This window comes from Pseudomonas sp. Irchel 3A18 (genome assembly GCF_900187465.1).
Taxonomy (GTDB): domain Bacteria; phylum Pseudomonadota; class Gammaproteobacteria; order Pseudomonadales; family Pseudomonadaceae; genus Aquipseudomonas; species Aquipseudomonas cichorii.
Window position 1 is genome coordinate 35,030 of sequence record NZ_FYDI01000016.1, and the last position, 18,661, is coordinate 53,690.

The 18,661-nt window shown below is 59.9% G+C and carries 16 protein-coding genes and 1 riboswitch; of the genes, 11 read left to right on the forward strand and 5 right to left on the reverse strand.

What is annotated here, in order from left to right; genetic code table 11:
• The first annotated feature begins 31 nt into the window (after positions 1 to 31).
• The 7 genes from CKW23_RS22420 (at position 32) to otnI (ending at position 8,183) form a co-directional block, all read left to right on the forward strand.
• Positions 32 to 1,966, forward strand: coding sequence for a DUF294 nucleotidyltransferase-like domain-containing protein (locus CKW23_RS22420; protein WP_025262215.1), 1,935 nt, complete (start codon positions 32 to 34; stop codon positions 1,964 to 1,966).
• Positions 1,963 to 2,676, forward strand: coding sequence for a PolC-type DNA polymerase III (locus CKW23_RS22425; protein WP_025262216.1), 714 nt, complete (start codon positions 1,963 to 1,965; stop codon positions 2,674 to 2,676). The genes CKW23_RS22420 and CKW23_RS22425 overlap by 4 nt, the downstream gene beginning before the upstream one ends.
• 243 nt (positions 2,677 to 2,919) lie before the next feature.
• Positions 2,920 to 3,825 (forward strand): L-threonate dehydrogenase, encoded by a 906-nt coding sequence (ltnD, locus tag CKW23_RS22430; RefSeq protein WP_025262217.1) that lies wholly within the window; start codon positions 2,920 to 2,922, stop codon positions 3,823 to 3,825.
• A 10-nt stretch (positions 3,826 to 3,835) separates the two neighbouring features.
• Positions 3,836 to 5,125 carry a 3-oxo-tetronate kinase gene (gene otnK / locus CKW23_RS22435; protein ID WP_025262218.1) on the forward strand — a complete coding sequence of 430 codons (1,290 nt, stop codon included), beginning with the start codon at positions 3,836 to 3,838 and terminating at the stop codon, positions 5,123 to 5,125.
• Entirely contained in the window at positions 5,125 to 5,763 is a 639-nt protein-coding gene (locus CKW23_RS22440; RefSeq protein WP_025262219.1) for an aldolase, read from the forward strand. The genes otnK and CKW23_RS22440 overlap by 1 nt, the downstream gene beginning before the upstream one ends.
• A gap of 161 nt (positions 5,764 to 5,924) precedes the next feature.
• Complete coding sequence (locus tag CKW23_RS22445; protein ID WP_025262220.1) at positions 5,925 to 7,382, forward strand: SLC13 family permease; 1,458 nt, start codon at positions 5,925 to 5,927, stop codon at positions 7,380 to 7,382.
• Between the two features lie 21 nt (positions 7,383 to 7,403).
• A complete protein-coding gene (gene otnI / locus CKW23_RS22450) occupies positions 7,404 to 8,183 on the forward strand; it encodes a 2-oxo-tetronate isomerase (RefSeq protein WP_025262221.1) in 780 nt (259 codons plus the stop codon).
• Positions 8,184 to 8,229: 46 nt separating this feature from the next.
• Here the strand turns inward: otnI and CKW23_RS22455 are convergent, their stop codons facing one another.
• Entirely contained in the window at positions 8,230 to 8,628 is a 399-nt protein-coding gene (locus CKW23_RS22455) for an acyl-CoA thioesterase (protein ID WP_025262222.1), read from the reverse strand.
• Between the two features lie 167 nt (positions 8,629 to 8,795).
• A riboswitch (S-adenosyl-L-homocysteine riboswitch) is annotated at positions 8,796 to 8,900 on the forward strand.
• A 23-nt stretch (positions 8,901 to 8,923) separates the two neighbouring features.
• On the opposite strand from CKW23_RS22455, the gene ahcY reads away from it, so the two are divergent.
• From ahcY to CKW23_RS22470, 3 genes are all read left to right on the forward strand, one after another.
• Positions 8,924 to 10,333, forward strand: coding sequence for an adenosylhomocysteinase (gene ahcY / locus CKW23_RS22460; RefSeq protein ID WP_095068365.1), 1,410 nt, complete (start codon positions 8,924 to 8,926; stop codon positions 10,331 to 10,333).
• 184 nt (positions 10,334 to 10,517) lie between these two features.
• Positions 10,518 to 11,363, forward strand: coding sequence for a methylenetetrahydrofolate reductase [NAD(P)H] (gene metF, locus CKW23_RS22465; RefSeq protein WP_095068366.1), 846 nt, complete (start codon positions 10,518 to 10,520; stop codon positions 11,361 to 11,363).
• A 366-nt stretch (positions 11,364 to 11,729) separates the two neighbouring features.
• Positions 11,730 to 13,622, forward strand: coding sequence for a DEAD/DEAH box helicase (locus tag CKW23_RS22470; protein WP_025262225.1), 1,893 nt, complete (start codon positions 11,730 to 11,732; stop codon positions 13,620 to 13,622).
• Positions 13,623 to 13,729: 107 nt separating this feature from the next.
• On the opposite strand, the gene CKW23_RS22475 is transcribed toward CKW23_RS22470, so the two are convergent.
• From CKW23_RS22475 to CKW23_RS22490, 4 genes are read right to left on the reverse strand one after another with little or no spacing between them, the layout of a single operon-like run.
• Positions 13,730 to 14,308 carry a YceI family protein gene (locus CKW23_RS22475; RefSeq protein ID WP_025262226.1) on the reverse strand — a complete coding sequence of 193 codons (579 nt, stop codon included), beginning with the start codon at positions 14,306 to 14,308 and terminating at the stop codon, positions 13,730 to 13,732.
• 27 nt (positions 14,309 to 14,335) lie between these two features.
• Positions 14,336 to 14,884, reverse strand: a complete 549-nt coding sequence (locus CKW23_RS22480; protein WP_025262227.1) for a cytochrome b — start codon at positions 14,882 to 14,884, stop codon at positions 14,336 to 14,338.
• A gap of 22 nt (positions 14,885 to 14,906) precedes the next feature.
• Positions 14,907 to 15,215, reverse strand: coding sequence for a hypothetical protein (locus CKW23_RS22485; RefSeq protein ID WP_025262228.1), 309 nt, complete (start codon positions 15,213 to 15,215; stop codon positions 14,907 to 14,909).
• 4 nt (positions 15,216 to 15,219) lie between these two features.
• Positions 15,220 to 17,040: a flavin monoamine oxidase family protein gene (locus CKW23_RS22490; protein ID WP_025262229.1), complete on the reverse strand. Its 1,821-nt coding sequence runs from the start codon at positions 17,038 to 17,040 to the stop codon at positions 15,220 to 15,222.
• 188 nt (positions 17,041 to 17,228) lie between these two features.
• On the opposite strand from CKW23_RS22490, the gene CKW23_RS22495 reads away from it, so the two are divergent.
• Entirely contained in the window at positions 17,229 to 18,635 is a 1,407-nt protein-coding gene (locus tag CKW23_RS22495; protein ID WP_025262230.1) for an adenosylmethionine--8-amino-7-oxononanoate transaminase, read from the forward strand.
• Positions 18,636 to 18,661 lie beyond the last annotated feature (26 nt).

Genomic DNA, 18,661 nt, shown 5'->3' on the forward strand with positions numbered 1-18,661 from the left:
GACCGCCAATAACAAAAACGCGGTACAGGTCATGAGCAAAGCCGACGCTTTCAACCAGGCAGGCAAAACTGCGGTGTTGCAGAACATCCACGGCACCATGCAGTTCCTGCAAAAATTTCCACCGTTCAACCAGATGGAAAATGCCCATCTGGCGTACCTGGTTGAGCAGTGCCAACTACGTTTTTACGCCTGCGACGAAAGCATCATCAAGCCGGCAGATGGTGCAGTAGAGCACTTTTATATCGTTAAGCAAGGCCGAGTGGTAGGGGAACGACCACATTCGGCAAAAGGTGGCACCGAAACCACCTTTGAAATCACCACCGGAGAATGCTTCCCGCTGGCAGCCCTGCTGGGCGAACGGGCCACACGCACCGAACATCTGGCAGCCGAAGATACTTTTTGCCTGCAATTGAACAAACAGGCCTTCATCAAGCTGTTTGCACTGTCCACCACTTTCCGGGATTTCGCCTTGCGCGGCGTCAGCAGTCTGCTGGATCAGGTCAATCATCAAGTCCAGCAACGCGCCGTGGAAACCCTGGGCACTCAATACTCCCTGAATACCCGCCTTGGCGAACTGGCCATGCGCCATCCGGTGATGTGCGACCCTGAAACGCCGATGCGCGAAGCCGTCAGGATGATGCATGAGCAGCAAGTGGGCAGCATCGTGATTGTCGATGAGGAGCAGGCACCGCTCGGGATCTTCACCCTGCGGGACTTGCGCGAAGCGGTTGCCGACGTGAATGCCGACTTCAGCCAGCCCATCAGGCACACCATGAGCCAGGCACCGTTTCACCTGAGCCCCGACGCCAGCGCCTTCGATGCGGCCATCGCCATGACCGGTCGCCATATTGCCCATGTCTGCCTGGTCAAGAACGGGCGCCTGTGCGGCGTGGTATCGGAACGCGACCTGTTTTCCCTGCAACGTGTGGATCTGGTGCATCTGGCCCGAACCATTCGCAATGCACCACGGATCGAAGCACTGACCAATCTGCGCGGTGATATTGTGCAACTGGTCGACCGCATGCTGGCCCATGGCGCGTCGTCTACCCAGATCACCCAGATCATTACCCTGCTCAACGACCACACCGTATGCCGGGTCATCGAACTGACGCTGGAAGAGAAAGGCGATCCCGGCGTGCCTTTCAGTTGGCTGTGCTTCGGCAGCGAAGGACGGCGTGAACAGACGCTGCACACCGATCAAGACAACGGAATCCTGTTTGAAGCCAGTGATGCCGCGCAAGCAGCGGAAATACGAGCGCTGTTGCTGCCCATCGCCGAGCGCATCAACCAGAGCCTTGCCCAGTGCGGCTTCAGCCTGTGTAAAGGCAATATCATGGCCAGCAATCCAGAGCTGTGCCTGTCACGCAGCGAATGGTCCAGACGCTTCTCGGCCTTCATTCGCGAAGCCACGCCTGAAAACCTGCTGGCATCGAGCATCTACTTTGATCTGCGAGTGGTCTGGGGCGACGAAGCCGGGTGTGAACAATTACGCCGCGGCATTCTCGATCAGGTCGCAGACAATCGCCTGTTCCAGCGCATGATGGCCGATAACGCGCTGCGGCAGCGCCCTCCGGTCGGGCGTTTCAAGGATTTCGTGCTGGCGCGCAAAGGCAGCGACAAGGACACTCTGGACCTGAAAACAGAAGGCCTGACGCCGTTTGTCGATGGCGCACGGTTGCTTGCGCTGGCCAACGGTATCGGCGCCAATAACACTCTGGAACGGTTGCGGCAACTGGTGGAGCGCGAGGTCATCGACCCGCTGGACGGCGCCGCCTATGAAGAGGCTTATCACTTCATCCAACAGACCCGCATGCTGCAACATCAGTTGCAAAGCCGTCAGAACCTGCCGTACTCCAACCGCATCGATCCGGACACGCTCAACCACCTGGACCGGCGCATCCTGCGCGAATCATTCCGCCAGGCACAGCGCCTGCAAACCAGCCTGACCCTACGTTATCAACTATGAATCTGTTCGAGTGGCTACGACCACGACCGAAAAAGACGCCGCTGGAGCAGCAGCACCTGCAGCGTCTGGCAGAGCTGCCAGCCTTCGCGCCGCTGAACGAAGAGTCCTTGCGCAAACAGCGCTGGGTCGTGCTCGACCTGGAAACCAGCGGCCTGAACATGAACCGCGATCAGGTCCTGTCCATCGGTGCCGTGGTGATAGAAGACGGTGCCATCGATCTGGGCCAGCAGTTCGAGCGCACCATTCTTCGTGTCGATCACAAGGTCAGCCCGGCAGTGCTGATCCACGGTCTGGCGCCCAGCACCATCGCCGCGGGTAGCGAGCCGGTGGAGGCTTTTCTGGACTTCCTGGAGTTCGCAGGCTCAAGCCCGATGCTGGCGTTCCATGCACCTTTCGACCAGCACATGCTGTCCCGCGCCCTGAAGGACAGCCTGGATTATCGCTTGCAGCATCCGTTCTTCGATGTCGCAGATATCGCCCCGATGCTCTGCCCCGACGCCAGTTTGCGTCAGGCCGGCCTGGACGACTGGACGAACTTTTTCGGGCTGCACGCCGAAGAGCGCCATCATGCCAGCGCCGACGCGCTGGTCACGGCTGAACTGGCCTTGATCCTGTTCAGCCATGCACGCCGCCAGGGCATCGACAGCCCCGCCCGTCTGGAGGAATCCCTGGGTCAATGGCGCAGGCGCAAGCAGAACCATTCGTTTTAATTCCTCGCATCACCCCTTCCTTCAGCACCTGAAATTCTGTCGTCGCGTGCAAGCCCCCACCCACACCATCATTCCAATGCGGGAGGGAGCTTGCCCGCGATGCTTTTTCGATGTGAACTTTTGTTAAAAACAAAAAATACTTCACATTATCTACTCACTGATTCACTATCAGATTCACAGATCAGAACAATATCGCCCGTTTGCCAGCTCCACAGGCATCGGCACTGACTTGAGGATTGCATCATGACTACGAAGAATGTTGGCGTTATCGGCCTGGGCGCCATGGGTCTGGGCATTGCCCGTTCGCTGCTGCGCAGTGGCTTCAATGTGCATGCCTGCGATGTTCGCACCAGCGTGACCGAAGCGTTCGCCCAGGAAGGCGGTGTTGCCTGTGACTCGCCTGCCAGCATGGCCGCGGCCTGTGATGTGATCATTACCGTCGTCGTCAACGCCGAGCAGACTGAAACGGTCCTCTTTGGCGAGAACGGCGCCATCGGCGCACTGCGTCCCGGCAGCCTGGTCATCGGCTGCGCCACCGTCGCTCCAACCTTCGCAGTCGAACTGGGCCAGCGCCTGGTCGATCAAGGCCTGCTGTACCTCGATGCCCCGATATCCGGCGGCGCTGCCAAGGCAGCAGCCGGTCAGATGACCATGATGACTTCCGGCCCGGCCGAGTCCTACGCCAAGGCAGAAGCCGTGCTCAACGGCATGGCGGGCAAGGTCTATCGCCTGGGCGATGTCCATGGTCTGGGCTCGAAAGTCAAAATCATCAACCAGTTGCTGGCTGGCGTGCACATCGCGGCAAGCGCCGAAGCCATGGCCCTGGGCCTGCGCGAAGGTGTCGATGCCGACGCCCTGTACGAAGTGATCACCAACAGCGCCGGTAACTCGTGGATGTTCGAGAACCGTGTACCGCACATCCTCAACGCGGATTACACCCCACTGTCGGCGGTGGACATTTTCGTCAAGGATCTGGGCCTGGTACTGGATACCGCCCGCACCAGCAAATTCCCGCTGCCGCTGTCGGCCACCGCTCACCAGATGTTCATGCAGGCTTCCAGCGCCGGTTTCGGCCGGGAAGATGACTCCGCGGTGATCAAAATCTTCCCGGGCATCGAACTGCCGAAAGCCAAACCGAAACAAGCCTGAGGAGCGCCCCATGACTTCGACTTCCTCTCGCCCGTTGCTGGGCTGCATCGCCGATGACTTCACCGGTGCCACGGACCTGGCCAACATGCTGGTTCGCGGCGGCATGCGCACCGTGCAAAGCATCGGTATCCCGAGCGCTGAAATGGCCGCCGGTCTTGATGCCGACGCTATCGTGATCGCGCTCAAGTCACGCACCACACCCACCGCCGAAGCCATCGATGAATCGCTGGCTGCACTCGAATGGCTGCGCGAACGCGGCTGTGAGCAGATCTTCTTCAAATACTGCTCGACCTTCGACTCGACAGCCGCTGGTAACATCGGCCAGGTCAGCGAAGCCCTGCTGGAAAAACTCGGCAGTGACTTCACCTTGGCGTGCCCTGCGTTCCCGGAAAACGGTCGCACGATCTTCCGTGGCCATCTGTTCGTGCAGGATCAACTGCTCAACGAATCCGGCATGCAGAATCACCCGCTGACCCCAATGACTGACGCCAATCTGGTGCGTGTCCTGCAGGAACAGACCAGCAAGAAAGTCGGCCTGTTGCGCTATGACACCGTGGCCAAGGGCGCAGAAGCCGTGCGCAGCAAGATCGCCGAGCTGCGCGCCGATGGCGTGAGCATGGCCATTGCCGATGCCGTTTCCGATGCAGACCTTTATGTACTGGGCGAAGCCTGTGCTGACCTGCCGCTGCTGACCGGTGGTTCGGGTCTGGCGCTGGGCCTGCCGGGCAACTTCCGCAAGGCAGGCAAGCTGCGCGATATCGATGCTGCAAAACAGGCCGCAGTCAGCGGTGGCGAAGTGGTGCTGGCAGGCAGCGCTTCGGTGGCCACCAATGGTCAGGTCGCGGCCTGGCTGGAAGACAACCGCCCTGCCCTGCGCATCAATCCGCTGGACCTCGCGGCTGGCAAGCCCGTGGTCGAGCAGGCCCTGGCTTTCGCCCGCGATGCCGGGCAAACCGTTCTGATCTACGCCACCAGCACGCCGGATGAAGTCAAGGCCGTGCAAAAGGAGCTGGGTGTCGAACGCTCCGGCGCCATGGTCGAGGAAGCGCTGGGCCAGATCGCCAAAGGTTTGCTGGGCGCTGGCGTGCGTCGCTTTGTCGTCGCCGGTGGCGAAACGTCGGGCGCCGTGGTTCAGGCGCTCGGCGTGCAACTGCTGCAGATCGGCGCACAGATCGATCCGGGCGTTCCGGCGACTGTCAGCAGCGGCGCACAACCGCTGGCGCTGGCACTCAAGTCCGGCAACTTCGGTGCCCGTGACTTCTTCGCCAAAGCCCTCAAGCAACTGGCAGGAGAAGCTTGATGAGTAGCGAAAAAGCCCTGCGCGAAGAAATCTGCGATGTCGGCAGGCTGCTTTATGGCCGTGGTTACACGGTCGGCAGCGCCGGCAACATCAGCGCCCGCCTCGACGACGGCTGGCTGATCACCCCGACCGACGCTTGCCTGGGCCGTCTGGACCCGGCGGATATCGCCAAGGTCAATCTGGCGGGTGAATGGGTGTCCGGCAACAAGCCGTCCAAGACCCTGGCCCTGCATCGCGAAGTCTATGACCGGAACCCTGAAGTAGGCGGTGTGGTGCATACCCACTCCACGCATCTGGTCGCGCTGACCCTGGCTGGCGTCTGGAAAGAAGACGACATCCTGCCGCCACTGACGCCGTATCAGGTGATGAAAGTCGGGCATATCCCGCTGATTGGCTACGAACGTCCGGGCTCCCCGAAAGTCGCCGAGCGCGTCGCACAACTGGCCAACAGTGTTCGCGGCGTGATGCTGGAGCGACTGGGCCCCGTAGTCTGGGAAAGCTCGGTCGCCAAGGCCTGCTACGCCCTGGAAGAACTCGAAGAAACCGCTCGCCTGTGGCTGATGACCAACCCCAAGCCTGCGCCACTGGACCCGGCAGCCCTCGAAGAGCTGCGTCAGGTCTTCGGCGCGAAGTGGTAACTCGCACGCATTGATCGGGAGTTGCCTGGCGACTCCCGACCGACGACAGCATCACCACACACAATAACAACAGGACTCAAGAGCATGAATCATCCCTATCTCGCTTTTGTCAGCTATTGCTCAGCGTTTGTCTCGCTCACCCTTCGCCGGAGTGCACAGGCATGACTCCCTTCATGTTGATGGCCATCGCGGGCGCGGGTATCGCCCTGCTGCTGTTTCTGGTTCTCAAATACAAATTCCAGCCTTTCGTTGCCCTGATGCTGGTCAGCATCATCGTGGCACTGGTGGCCGGTGTTAAACCGGCCGATCTGGTCGCAACCATCGAAGGCGGCATGGGCAAGACCCTTGGCCATATCGCAATCATCATTGCCCTGGGCGCAATGATCGGGCGCATCATCGAACTGTCAGGAGGCGCCGAAGCCCTGGCCAGGACGCTGATCGACCGCTTCGGTAACAAGCGCACGCCACTGGCGCTGACCGTTGCAGGCTTCATGGTCGGCATTCCAGTATTTTTTGAAGTCGGCGTGATCATTCTCATGCCACTGGCCTACGGCGTGGCACGTGCTGCGCGCAAACCGCTGCTGATCTTTGCTTTGCCGATGTGCGCCGCGTTGCTGGCCGTGCATGCCTTCCTGCCGCCGCATCCGGGTGCCGTCGCCGCTGCCAGCCAGTTGGGCGCAGACCTTGGTCGTGTGCTGATGCTGGGTATTCCGATGGTCGCGGTGCTGTGCATCATCGGTTACTTCGTCGCCGGTCGCATGACCCGCAAGACCTACCCGATGACCGACGATATCCGCAGCGAAGTCTACGGCCCGCATGTCACCAACGAAGACCTGGAAGCCTGGGCGCGTAACGACTACTCCACGGTTCGCGAAGCGACTCAGACCAAGACACTGGGTGGCGAAGAAAGCGCCAGCAGCCTGGCAAGCAAGCTACCGCCAGCGCCTGCACCAGGTTTCGGTCTGATCATTGCCCTGATTCTGCTGCCTATCGTGCTGATCCTGCTCGGCACGCTGGCCACCACCATGTTGCCTGTGACGTCCACATTGCGCAGTGTTCTGACCGTACTGGGCGCGCCACTGGTTGCCCTGTTGATCGATACTCTGCTGTGCGCCTGGTTGCTGGGCACACGCCGCGGCTGGAGCCGTTCCCAGGTATCGGACGTCATCGGCTCGGCACTGCCGGGCGTGGCCATGGTGATCCTGATCGCCGGTGCCGGTGGTGTGTTCGGTAAAGTGCTGGTCGATACCGGCATCGGCGCGGTGGTTTCCGAAGCCTTGCGCAATACCGGCCTGCCGGTTCTGGCTCTGGGATTCCTGCTGACCATGCTGCTGCGTGCGGTCCAGGGTTCCACCACTGTGGCGCTGGTTACCACCGCCGGTATTCTCAGCCCGCTGATCGCTACGCTGGACCTGAGCGCCAACCATCTGGCCCTGCTCTGCCTGGCCATGGGCGGTGGTGGTCTGGCCATGTCGCACATCAACGATGCGGGCTACTGGATGTTTACCAAGCTGGCGGGCCTGAACGTCGCCGACGGCTTGCGCACCTGGACCGTACTGGTCACGCTGCTGGGTACATTGGGCTTCGTCCTGACCCTGCTGCTCTGGCCCTTCGTCTGACCTTTAGAGACTGGAGTTAACATGCCTCGTTTTGCCGCCAACCTCAGCATGCTGTACCCGCAGCATGATTTCCTTGAGCGCTTCGCCGCAGCCGCTGCCGATGGTTTCGGCGCGGTCGAGTATCTGTTTCCCTACGACTACAGCCCGCAAGAACTCAAGCAACGCCTGAGCGACAACGGTCTGGTGCAGGCGCTGTTCAACGCTCCACCGGGAGACTGGGCCGCCGGTGAACGAGGCATCGCCACCTTGCCGGCCCGCGAGGCTGAATTTCGCAGCGGCATTGAAAAGGCTCTGGAATATGCCCAGGTGCTGGGCAATGACCGGATTCACGTCATGGCAGGCCTGCTGCCCAGCGAAGACCTGCGTCAGCGCCATCAGGCGGTGTACCTGGAAAACCTGGCCTTCGCGGCCGAGCAGGCCAAGGCAGCCGGAGTCACCGTGCTGATCGAGCCGATCAACACCCGCGACATGCCAGGCTTCTTCCTGAACCGTCAGGATCAGGCGCAGGATATTTGCCGTCAGGTGGGTGCCGACAACCTCAAGGTCCAGTTCGACTGCTACCACTGCCAGATCGTCGAAGGTGATCTGACAGCCAAGCTGCGCCGTGATTTTTCAGGGATCGGCCATATCCAGATCGCTGGCGTGCCGGATCGTCACGAACCGGATCTGGGCGAGCTGAACTACGCGCACCTGTTCGAGGTGATCGACCAGTTGGGCTATGAAGGCTGGATCGGTTGCGAATATCGACCGAAAGGCGATACCAGTGAAGGCCTGGCGTGGCTGCGCCAATTGCAGGGCTGACCGCTTGCCGTCCTGCCTCAAGCGCTTTGAGGCAGGACGCTTCTCTTTATTCTTCCGGTATATCGAACTGATCCTTGATGTAGCGGATTTCAGTACGGCCATGAGGCGCAGGCAATCCGTCGTCGCCCAGGTTGACGAATACCATCTTCTCTACCGTCAGGATGCTCTTGCGAGTGATCTTGTTACGGACCTCACACATCAGAGTGATCGACGTACGCCCGAACTCGGTGGCGGTGATCCCCAACTCGATGATGTCGCCCTGGCGCGAAGCGCTGACGAAGTTGATTTCCGAGATGTACTTGGTCACCACACGCTGATTGCCCAACTGGACGATGGCGTAGATCGCCGCCTCTTCATCGATCCAGCGCAACAGACTGCCGCCGAACAGCGTGCCGTTGGGGTTGAGGTCTTCGGGCTTGACCCACTTGCGGGTGTGGAAATTCATATTCACTCCTGAGCGACTGTCAATCGATGCCTGTCTTCAATGGCAGCATACCTAAAAACCCGGTGTCCGGGATTTCACCGATAGAAAACCTTGGGAAGAATCGTCAGCGCAGCTATACTGCCATCCGTTTTAAAACGGTCATCTTCGCTTGATACCGTTCCCGCCACCTGTCCGAGGGGCGCTGCAGCAGGTTTTCCCTGTCAGGCTCGGATGGGGCGTTGTTTGACCGGTCCACTGGTCAAGCCTTAAACGCACAACGGCGCCCATTCGCATTTTTATGGAATGGAGACTCTCAATGAGTGCTGTAATCACGCCTGCAGAATTCAACGATTTCAAAGTGGCCGATATTTCCCTGGCTGCCTGGGGCCGTCGCGAAACCATCATCGCCGAATCCGAAATGCCTGCCCTGATGGGTCTGCGCCGCAAGTACGCCGGTGAGCAACCGCTCAAGGGCGCCAAGATCCTCGGCTGCATCCACATGACCATCCAGACTGCCGTGCTGATCGAGACCCTGGTCGCACTGGGCGCCGAAGTTCGCTGGTCGTCGTGCAACATTTTCTCCACCCAGGATCAGGCCGCTGCCGCAATCGCCGCTGCCGGCATTCCTGTCTTCGCCTGGAAAGGCGAGACCGAAGAAGAATACGAGTGGTGTATCGAGCAGACCATCCTGAAAGATGGCCAGCCATGGGACGCCAACATGATCCTCGACGACGGCGGCGACCTGACCGAGATCCTGCACAAGAAATACCCACAGATGCTTGATCGCATCCACGGCGTGACCGAAGAAACCACCACTGGCGTACACCGCCTGCTGGACATGCTGGCCAAGGGCGAGCTGAAAATCCCGGCCATCAACGTCAACGACTCGGTCACCAAGAGCAAGAACGACAACAAGTACGGTTGCCGTCACAGCCTGAACGACGCCATCAAGCGCGGTACCGACCACCTGCTGTCCGGCAAGCAAGCGCTGGTCATCGGTTACGGTGACGTGGGCAAGGGCTCGGCTCAGTCCCTGCGTCAGGAAGGCATGATCGTCAAGGTCACCGAAGTCGACCCGATCTGCGCCATGCAAGCCTGCATGGACGGTTTCGAAGTGGTTTCCCCGTTCATCGACGGTGAAAACGACGGTACCGAAGCCAGCATCGACAAGGCCCTGCTGGGCAAGATCGACCTGATCGTGACCACCACCGGCAACGTCAACGTCTGCGACGCAAACATGCTCAAAGCGCTGAAAAAACGCGCAGTGGTCTGCAACATCGGTCACTTCGACAACGAAATCGACACCGCTTTCATGCGCAAGAACTGGGCATGGGAAGAAGTGAAGCCACAGGTTCACAAGATCCACCGCACCGGCGCTGGCACTTTCGACCCACAGAACGACGACTACCTGATTCTGCTGGCCGAAGGCCGTCTGGTTAACCTGGGCAACGCCACAGGCCACCCAAGCCGCATCATGGACGGCTCGTTCGCCAACCAGGTTCTGGCCCAGATCTTCCTGTTCGACCAGAAGTACGCCGACCTGTCGCCAGCCCAGAAAGCCGAGCGCCTGACCGTTGAAGTACTGCCGAAGAAACTCGACGAAGAAGTGGCCCTGGAAATGGTCCGCGGCTTCGGCGGCGTCGTGACCAAACTGACCAAGACCCAGGCCGACTACATCGGCGTGACCGTCGAAGGCCCGTTCAAGCCACACGCGTATCGTTACTAAGTAGCGGCAAGCGGTAAGCTTCAAGCAGCAAGTCAAAGCACTTAATTGGCTTGCTGCTTGATACCGGAGCTTGCATCTTTATTTATTACGCAGCCGTGAGCTGCAAGCTTCAGACTCTGGAGACAGGCGCACAGCCCTCTTGCAGCCTGGAGCTTGGAGCTTGCCGCTGGAGGTTCCCTCCACCATGTCCCAAGACCGCCGTTTCAGCTTCGAGTTCTTCCCGACCAAGACCGACGCTGGGCATGAAAAGCTACTGACCGTTGCTCGTCAGCTGGCCAGTTACAACCCGGATTTCTTCTCCTGCACCTATGGTGCCGGTGGTTCTACCCGTGACCGCACGATCAACACCGTGCTGCAGCTGGAAAACGAAGTCAAAATCCCTGCCGCACCGCACCTGTCGTGCGTGGGTGACAGCAAGGCCGAATTGCGCGAACTGCTGACCCAGTACAAGAATGCCGGTATCAAACGCATCGTCGCCCTGCGCGGCGACCTGCCGTCCGGCATGGGTATGGCCAGCGGTGAACTTCGCTACGCCAGCGACCTGGTTTCCTTCATCCGCGAAGAAACCGGCGATCACTTCCATATCGAAGTGGCGGCGTACCCGGAGATGCACCCTCAGGCTCACAACTTCGAAAACGACCTGAAAAACTTCGTGCACAAGTCCAACGCCGGTGCAGACAGTGCGATCACCCAGTACTTCTTCAACGCCGACAGCTACTTCCACTTCGTGGACCGTGTCCAGAAGCAAGGCGTGAACCTGCCGATCGTGCCGGGCATCATGCCTATCACCAACTACAGCAAGCTGGCCCGTTTCTCAGATGCCTGCGGTGCGGAAATCCCGCGCTGGGTTCGCAAGCAACTGGAAGCCTATGGAGACGACATCCAGAGCATCCAGGCGTTTGGCGAGCAGGTGATCACCGAAATGTGCGAACGCCTGCTCGAAGGCGGCGCACCGGGTCTGCACTTCTACACGCTCAACCAGGCAGAACCGAGCCTGGCCATCTGGAACAACCTGAAGCTGCCACGCTGACAGGCCATTCTCCAGGCAGGGTCTTTCGGCGACTACCGTGCGAAAGATCCTGCAGCAGAAACCGTTGGGCAGCATGAAAGCAGCGCAGCGCGTTTGCTCTGTTATACTCCAGCCTTCCCGCCAGGCTTACGCCCGGACGCTCGGTCTTGCAGAAGCCATCTCGATCACGAAAACAGCGCATTTCCAACCCGCGCCGATGACACGAGATGAATCAAAGACCCTGCAGGACCGGACGGGATCGCGTCTTCTCAGTCTTCGTACACAAGGTCGGCAATCCAGCGATTGGCCGCTTCTACAAGAGCTGAACGTCATTCGCGCCAGGCAGACTATCCCTTGAGCTCAAGCTCCAACAGAACAGGATTACTCATGTCCTTTGCTTCCCTCGGTCTCTCCGAGGCTTTAGTCCGCGCCATCGAGGCAGCGGGCTATACCCAGCCTACTCCGGTGCAACAGCGGGCCATTCCCGCCGTGTTGCAAGGTCGCGACCTGATGGTTGCGGCACAGACAGGTACTGGTAAAACCGGTGGCTTCGCCCTCCCGATTCTGGAGCGGTTGTTCCCCAACGGTCACCCGGACAAATCCCAGCGTCATGGCCCGCGCCAACCCCGCGTACTGGTCCTGACCCCAACCCGCGAACTGGCTGCGCAGGTGCATGACAACTTCAAGTTGTATGCCCGCGACCTGAAGTTCGTCAGCGCCTGCATCTTCGGCGGCGTCGGCATGAACCCGCAGGTCCAGGCCATGGCCCGTGGCGTGGACGTGCTGGTCGCCTGCCCGGGCCGCCTGCTCGACCTGGCCGGACAAGGCAGCGTCGATCTGTCCCACGTTGAAATCCTGGTGCTCGATGAAGCCGACCGGATGCTCGACATGGGCTTCGTCCATGACGTGAAAAAGGTCCTTGCCCGCCTGCCGGCCAAGCGCCAGAACCTGCTGTTCTCGGCAACGTTCTCCAACGACATCACCGCCCTGGCAGGCAAGCTGCTGCACAACCCCGAGCGCATCGAAGTCACGCCACCGAACACCACGGTCGAGCGTATCGAGCAACGGGTTTTCCGCCTGCCAGCCAACCACAAGCGTTCGCTGCTGGCCCACCTGATCACTCAGGGCGCATGGGAGCAGGTTCTGGTCTTCACCCGCACCAAGCACGGCGCCAACCGCCTGGCCGAGTACTTGGACAAGCACGGCCTCAGCGCTGTCGCGATCCACGGCAACAAGAGCCAGAACGCTCGTACCAAAGCCCTGGCCGACTTCAAGGCCGGTGACGTACGGATCATGGTCGCCACCGATATCGCCGCCCGCGGCCTGGATATCGACCAGTTGCCACACGTGGTCAACTTCGAGCTGCCAAACGTCGATGAAGACTACGTGCACCGCATCGGTCGTACCGGCCGTGCAGGCCGCACCGGCGAGGCCATCTCGCTGGTTGCGCCGGACGAAGAAAAACTGCTCAAAAGCATCGAGCGCATGACCCGTCAGAAAATCCCTGACGGCGACCTGATGGGTTTCGACATCAATGCAGTCGAGGCTGAAAAGCCTGAAGTTCGTGAGCGTCCGGACGTTCGCAATCCACGCTCAGCCCGTGCCCCACGTGCTGAAGGCGAAAAGAGCAGCAACAACGGCGGCCGTCGCGACAAGGGCAAGGACAAAGGCAAGGAAAAGCCGGCAGCAGCCGCAGCGTCCGGCGAACGTCCGGCACGCCAGCCGCGTGAAAGAAAACCTCGCGAAGGCACGCCACGCGAGCAGCGTCATTCGCAACCGCCACGTCCATCGCCTGATCGCGCACCTGACGAGTTTCGGGATGACGAAGTGGATAACTTCGGCAACCGCGCTGACTATGTAAGCCCTTATCAAGGCAAGAACCAGGGCCGTGGCCGTCGTCCCGGAGCCCCTGCCGCTCCAGGCGCAGCACCAGCTGGCGCCGGACGCCCACAAGGTTCGGGCCGCCCTGCCAACCCACGTAGCTCTGGTGCAGGTACTGGCACCGGCGCACCCGCCAAGCGTAATGGCTCGGGTTCCGGCCCGCGCACTGGGGGCGGTGCCCGTGATGGTCAGCCACGCAATCGCCGTCCGGCACGTGACGATCAGCCACGTCAGGAACCGGCCGTTCGCAGCTCCCGTGAAGGCCAGCAACCTCAGCCGAAAATCGTGCACAAGGAATCGAAAATCGACCGGTTCCCGTCTGCCGAGCAGCTCGATCAGTTGCCAAGCCGACCACGCGGTGAAAAACCGGCCTTGCTGACTCGCAACCGCGATAGCTGACAGCACGACTGGAACAGAAACGCCCCGACTGGTTCGGGGCGTTTTTGTATGTGCTGCAAAAACAGAAACGCCGACACAAGGCCGGCGTTCCGTCGATCAGGCAGCGCTTACTTCTTCTGGATACCTTCCAGAGTGATGTCCAGGTCCAGCGTCTGAGAAGTCGGACCTGGGCCTTTGATGCCGAAGTCGTTCAGGTTCAGAGTGCTGGTACCGTTGAAGCCGGCACGGTAGCCGCCCCATGGATCCTTGCCTTCGCCGTTGAAGGTAGCCTTGATCACGATTGGCTTGGTGACGCCGTGCAGGGTCAGGTCGCCAGTGACGTCAGCGGTTTTCGCGCCGGTGGATTTGACGCTGGTGGAAACGAACTTGGCTTCAGGGTATTTGCCAGCGTCCAGGAAGTCCTTGCTGAGGATGTGCTTGTCGCGCTCGGCATGGTTGGTGAACAGGCTGGCGGTTTTCAGTTCGACAGCAATCTTGCTGGCTTCAGGCTTGGCAGCATCGAAGCTGAAAGTACCGTCCCAGTCCTTGAAAGTGCCGTGGATGAAGCTGTAGCCCAGGTGGCTGATCTTGAAGTCGACGAAAGCGTGCTGGCCTTCCTTGTCGATCACATAATCGGCAGCCATCGCCTGACCGGCAGACAACAGAGCAGTACCAAGAGCCAGAGCGGCGAGAGACTTCTTCAACATGCTTTTATTCCCGTTTTGGTTGAACAATCAGTTACGACCCAGCATACGCTTGAGGGTCACATCGCGATCGATGAAGTGGTGTTTCAGTGCAGCCAGGCCATGGAACCCCGCAAAAACCACGATGGTCCATGCCAGATAAAAGTGAATCCAGCCCGCTGTCTCCGACTGTCCAGGCAAGCCGCTGATCAGCGCTGGAACCTCGAACAGGCCGAAGACCGGAATCCCGACACCATCGGCAGTGGAAATCAGGTAACCGGCGAACATCACGGCAAACAGAGCGGCATACAGAAAGAAGTGACCGAATGCAGCTCCGAGGCGCGTCAACCTACTGTAGCTGGCCAACGGCGCAGGTGGCGGGCTGATAAAGCGCCAGACCACGCGAAACAGCATCACGGCAAACAGCGTGAGGCCGATGCTCTTGTGCAGATCAGGCCCGGCCTTGCGCCAGGTATCGTAATAATCCAGCCCCATCATCCAAAGCCCAAGCGCAAACAACCCGAAGACTACAATGGCCACGCCCCAATGCAGCACCATGCCGACCAGACCGTAGCGAGAGGATGAATTACGTAACTGCATCGCAAATACCCTGTTAGAAGTGTTACCAGACTAGCTTTTTATCTATCGATTGAAAGCGCAAAATTTTGCTCTGAACCATCGAAAAACATGATGAAAATTTTTCCATCATCGATCTTTCGATTTCAACCAGCGCCCTTTTGAGGACCGCTGGCTGTTCTGCTGGCGCAGCATCTCGATAAATTCCGCTCAGTAACACTGTGCTATGACCGTCGGCATTTCGATGGCGATGAACGGCACTATTGTTGAGGTTCCACTGCACGGTTTTATAAAGAACGAATCGATCGCCCATAAAAAAAGGCGCGGTTTTATCCGCGCCTTTTCTGTCAGCCATGGCTTCAGTTCTTGACGTCGGCCGGTGCTGCTTCGGTTTTAACCGGTGTTTTCGGGGCAGCAGCCGGTTTGGCAGGTGCCTTTTCCTTTGCCGTTTCTTTCTTGGCGGCCTCTTTTTTCACAGGCTCTTTTTTCACGGTTTCCTTTGCCGGTGCCTTTTTGGCTGGCTCGGCCTTGGCCGCAGCTTTCTTGGCAGGCTCGGTTTTGGCAGGCGTCTTGGCCGGCTCAACCGCAGGTGCAACCACCGGGGCAACAGGCGCTGGCACAGGCGCCGGGGCTGGAGCTGGCTCGGGTGCTTTTTCGACCGGCTTCTCGGCAGGTTTTTCAGCAGGCTTGTCGGAAGAATCACCGAAACCGAACAGGTTGCTGAAGAAACCACCTTCCGACTTCTTCACCGCTGGCGCAGGCGCAGGTGCCACAGGTGGAACCACTTTGACCGGCTCGAACGACTTGCCAGCTGCCAGATCCTGTACCTGACTGGCGGCACGCTGACCGCTGCGCAGAGCACCTTCCAGTGTGCCCGGATACAGAACGTCAGTGTGTTCGCCCGCAAAAGCTACACGCTGCACGGGCTTTTCCCACAGGCGCCAGTATTTGCTGATCTGGCCGGGACCAAATGCCAGGTAAGAACCGCCGGTGGATGGATCGACGCTGTAGCGGCGGATTTCATAACCGGTGTAGGCACCACGCGCCTGTGGATAAAAGGTGTGCAGGCGGATCAGCACCTGATCCACCAGTTGCTTGTCGCCAAACGCCTGCATGATCCGGGCATTGTCGCCAGACAGGTTGATCACCACATTGGCGCCACCCTTGAGCGCGGGCTCGATCCACAGCATGCCCAGGCCGGTATTGCTGAACACTTCGCCCGACATGCGCGCCTTGCTGTCCCAGACCGGCGTCTTGAACTTGAGCATGATCTGGTCGCGCCAGCCATAGTTGGTGCCCTTCAGGGCGCCCAGGTGCCGGGCATCCAGCGCCGGCGTCATCTGAATGTTGCCCAGCGAGCGCAAAGGCACGGCCAGCACCACGTAATCGGCACTGTAGCCGACGCTGCCGACCTTGACCGTAACGCTGTCCTTGTCCTGCACGATGGCCGAGACCGCAGAGCTGGTCTTGATGGTCTTGAGTTGTTTGACGAAAGCCTGGGCCAGTACCGCACTGCCGCCCGGCAGGCGTGCAGCGCGCTGATCGCGCTCGTCCACGCCACGGTAGACCCGCGATTGCTGGGCGAAATACAGCAGCGACAGACGCGAAGGCTCGTCATAGCGGGTGCGGATCTGCTGGTTGATCAACTGGCGCGCCGTCGCAGGCAGGTTCAGACGATCCAGCCAGTTGGCCACGTTGATCTGATCCAGGGCGAACAGCGTGCTGTTGGCAGCCGGGTTTTCCGGGTCTTCGATGGAGCGAGCCAGGTTATCCAGAGTTTCCTCATAACGCTTGATAGCTTCGGCAGTAGCCGGTTGCTTGAGCGCCAGGTCGGCCTGGGTGAAATGCACGCCGTCGATCAGGTAGCTGGGGGTGCGCACGAACTCCGGAGCCGGCACGCTCTGGATCTTGAAGCTGTCCAGATAGCGGTTCAGGACGGGCTGCGCCTTGGCGTTGCCGATCCACTCACTGGTAGCGAGCCCCGAACGGCCGCCGATAACGGGCCGGGCTTCCAGCAGCGTGACCTGCCAACCTTTGTTCTGCAACTCATAAGCCGCCGTCAGGCCGGCCAGACCGCCTCCGACGACAATGGCTGTACGTTGTTTTTCATTGGCGAACGTCGAAACGCTGACCAGACCTATCACTATCAGCGCACACGCGCGCAGCCACCCAGAAAGCATTCCGCGAACTCCGAAAACGTGGGGAAAATTGCCAGAAACAAAGAAGAGGCGCGCAGCATACGCCAGCCATAAAATGCCCGCCAGCGATGTTCAAAACGACACAAATGGTTGTCCCACAGCCAGGCATTGCATAGGCTTGCGCGATTGTTCGCCCTCGCGTCATGCGAGTCGCTACCCGGAGATTGCCAATGGGCCTGAATGACCAGTGGATGCAACGTGACCTCAAGGTCCTGTGGCACCCCTGCACGCAGATGAAAGATCACGAAAACCTGCCACTGATCCCGATCAAGCGCGGTGAAGGCGTCTGGCTGGAAGACTTTGAAGGCAAGCGTTATCTGGATGCCGTCAGTTCCTGGTGGGTCAACGTGTTCGGCCATGCCAACCCCCGCATCAACCAGCGGATCAAGGATCAGGTCGACCAGCTTGAACATGTCATCCTGGCAGGCTTCAGCCACCAGCCGGTGATCGAGCTGTCCGAGCGACTGGTCAAACTTACACCCGAAGGGCTGACACGCTGCTTCTACGCCGACAATGGTTCTTCCTGCATCGAAGTCGCGCTGAAAATGAGCTTTCACTACTGGCTCAACCGCGGCAAGCCGGACAAGAAACGCTTCGTGACCCTGACCAACAGCTATCACGGCGAAACCATGGCCGCCATGTCGGTGGGTGACGTGCCGCTGTTCACCGAAACCTACAAGGCGTTGCTGCTGGACACCATCAAGGTGCCGAGCCCGGACTGCTATAACCGCCCGCAAGGCATGAGCTGGGAAGAGCACTCACGCAACATGTTCGCCGCCATGGAACAGACCCTGGCCGAACATCACGCCAGCGTGGCGGCAGTGATCGTCGAGCCGTTGATCCAGGGCGCAGGCGGCATGCGCATGTATCACCCGGTCTACCTCAAGTTGCTGCGCGAGGCCTGTGACCGTTACGGCGTGCATCTGATTCACGATGAAATCGCCGTGGGTTTCGGTCGTACCGGCAGCATGTTTGCCTGTGAACAGGCTGGCATCCGCCCGGACTTCCTGTGCCTGTCCAAAGCCCTGACCGGTGGTTATCTGCCACTGGCCGCCTGCCTGACCACAGACGAAGTGTACGACGCCTTCTACGACGACTACCCGACACTGCGCGCCTTCCTGCACTCCCACAGTTACACCGGCAATCCGCTGGCCTGTGCGGCGGCATTGGCGACTCTCGATATCTTCGAGCAGGACAATGTCATCGAAAACAACAAGGCGCTGGCACAACGCATGGCCACTGCCACGGCGCATCTGGTGGATCATCCCCATGTAGCCGAAGTACGCCAGACCGGCATGGCGCTGGCCATCGAGATGGTGCAGGACAAGGCAACCAAGACCGCCTACCCATGGCAGGAGCGCCGGGGCCTGCAGGTTTTCCAGCACGCGCTGGAGCGCGGCGCACTGTTGAGGCCACTGGGCAGCGTGGTGTACTTCCTGCCGCCCTACGTGATCACACCCGAGCAGATCGACTTCCTGGCCGAAGTCGCCAGCGAAGGCATCGACATCGCGACCCGCAGCAGCATCAGCGTGGCCGTGCGCGAGAATTTCCATCCGGATTTTCGTGATCCGGGCTAAACCCCGTTGAACCGTAGGAGGGGATT

What these genes read in the sequence shown, in the direction of transcription:
- otnK (WP_025262218.1), top strand. Translation starts at nt 3,836, where the DNA reads ATGACTTCGACTTCCTCTCGCCCGTTGCTGGGCTGCATCGCCGATGAC.
- CKW23_RS22490 (WP_025262229.1), bottom strand. Translation starts at nt 17,040, where the DNA reads ATGCTTTCTGGGTGGCTGCGCGCGTGTGCGCTGATAGTGATAGGTCTG.
- CKW23_RS22455 (WP_025262222.1), bottom strand. Translation starts at nt 8,628, where the DNA reads ATGAATTTCCACACCCGCAAGTGGGTCAAGCCCGAAGACCTCAACCCC.
- CKW23_RS22440 (WP_025262219.1), top strand. Translation starts at nt 5,125, where the DNA reads ATGAGTAGCGAAAAAGCCCTGCGCGAAGAAATCTGCGATGTCGGCAGG.
- ltnD (WP_025262217.1), top strand. Translation starts at nt 2,920, where the DNA reads ATGACTACGAAGAATGTTGGCGTTATCGGCCTGGGCGCCATGGGTCTG.
- CKW23_RS22445 (WP_025262220.1), top strand. Translation starts at nt 5,925, where the DNA reads ATGACTCCCTTCATGTTGATGGCCATCGCGGGCGCGGGTATCGCCCTG.
- ahcY (WP_095068365.1), top strand. Translation starts at nt 8,924, where the DNA reads ATGAGTGCTGTAATCACGCCTGCAGAATTCAACGATTTCAAAGTGGCC.
- CKW23_RS22420 (WP_025262215.1), top strand. Translation starts at nt 32, where the DNA reads ATGAGCAAAGCCGACGCTTTCAACCAGGCAGGCAAAACTGCGGTGTTG.
- CKW23_RS22425 (WP_025262216.1), top strand. Translation starts at nt 1,963, where the DNA reads ATGAATCTGTTCGAGTGGCTACGACCACGACCGAAAAAGACGCCGCTG.
- otnI (WP_025262221.1), top strand. Translation starts at nt 7,404, where the DNA reads ATGCCTCGTTTTGCCGCCAACCTCAGCATGCTGTACCCGCAGCATGAT.
- CKW23_RS22485 (WP_025262228.1), bottom strand. Translation starts at nt 15,215, where the DNA reads ATGGCTGACAGAAAAGGCGCGGATAAAACCGCGCCTTTTTTTATGGGC.
- metF (WP_095068366.1), top strand. Translation starts at nt 10,518, where the DNA reads ATGTCCCAAGACCGCCGTTTCAGCTTCGAGTTCTTCCCGACCAAGACC.
- CKW23_RS22495 (WP_025262230.1), top strand. Translation starts at nt 17,229, where the DNA reads ATGGGCCTGAATGACCAGTGGATGCAACGTGACCTCAAGGTCCTGTGG.
- CKW23_RS22480 (WP_025262227.1), bottom strand. Translation starts at nt 14,884, where the DNA reads ATGCAGTTACGTAATTCATCCTCTCGCTACGGTCTGGTCGGCATGGTG.
- CKW23_RS22475 (WP_025262226.1), bottom strand. Translation starts at nt 14,308, where the DNA reads ATGTTGAAGAAGTCTCTCGCCGCTCTGGCTCTTGGTACTGCTCTGTTG.
- CKW23_RS22470 (WP_025262225.1), top strand. Translation starts at nt 11,730, where the DNA reads ATGTCCTTTGCTTCCCTCGGTCTCTCCGAGGCTTTAGTCCGCGCCATC.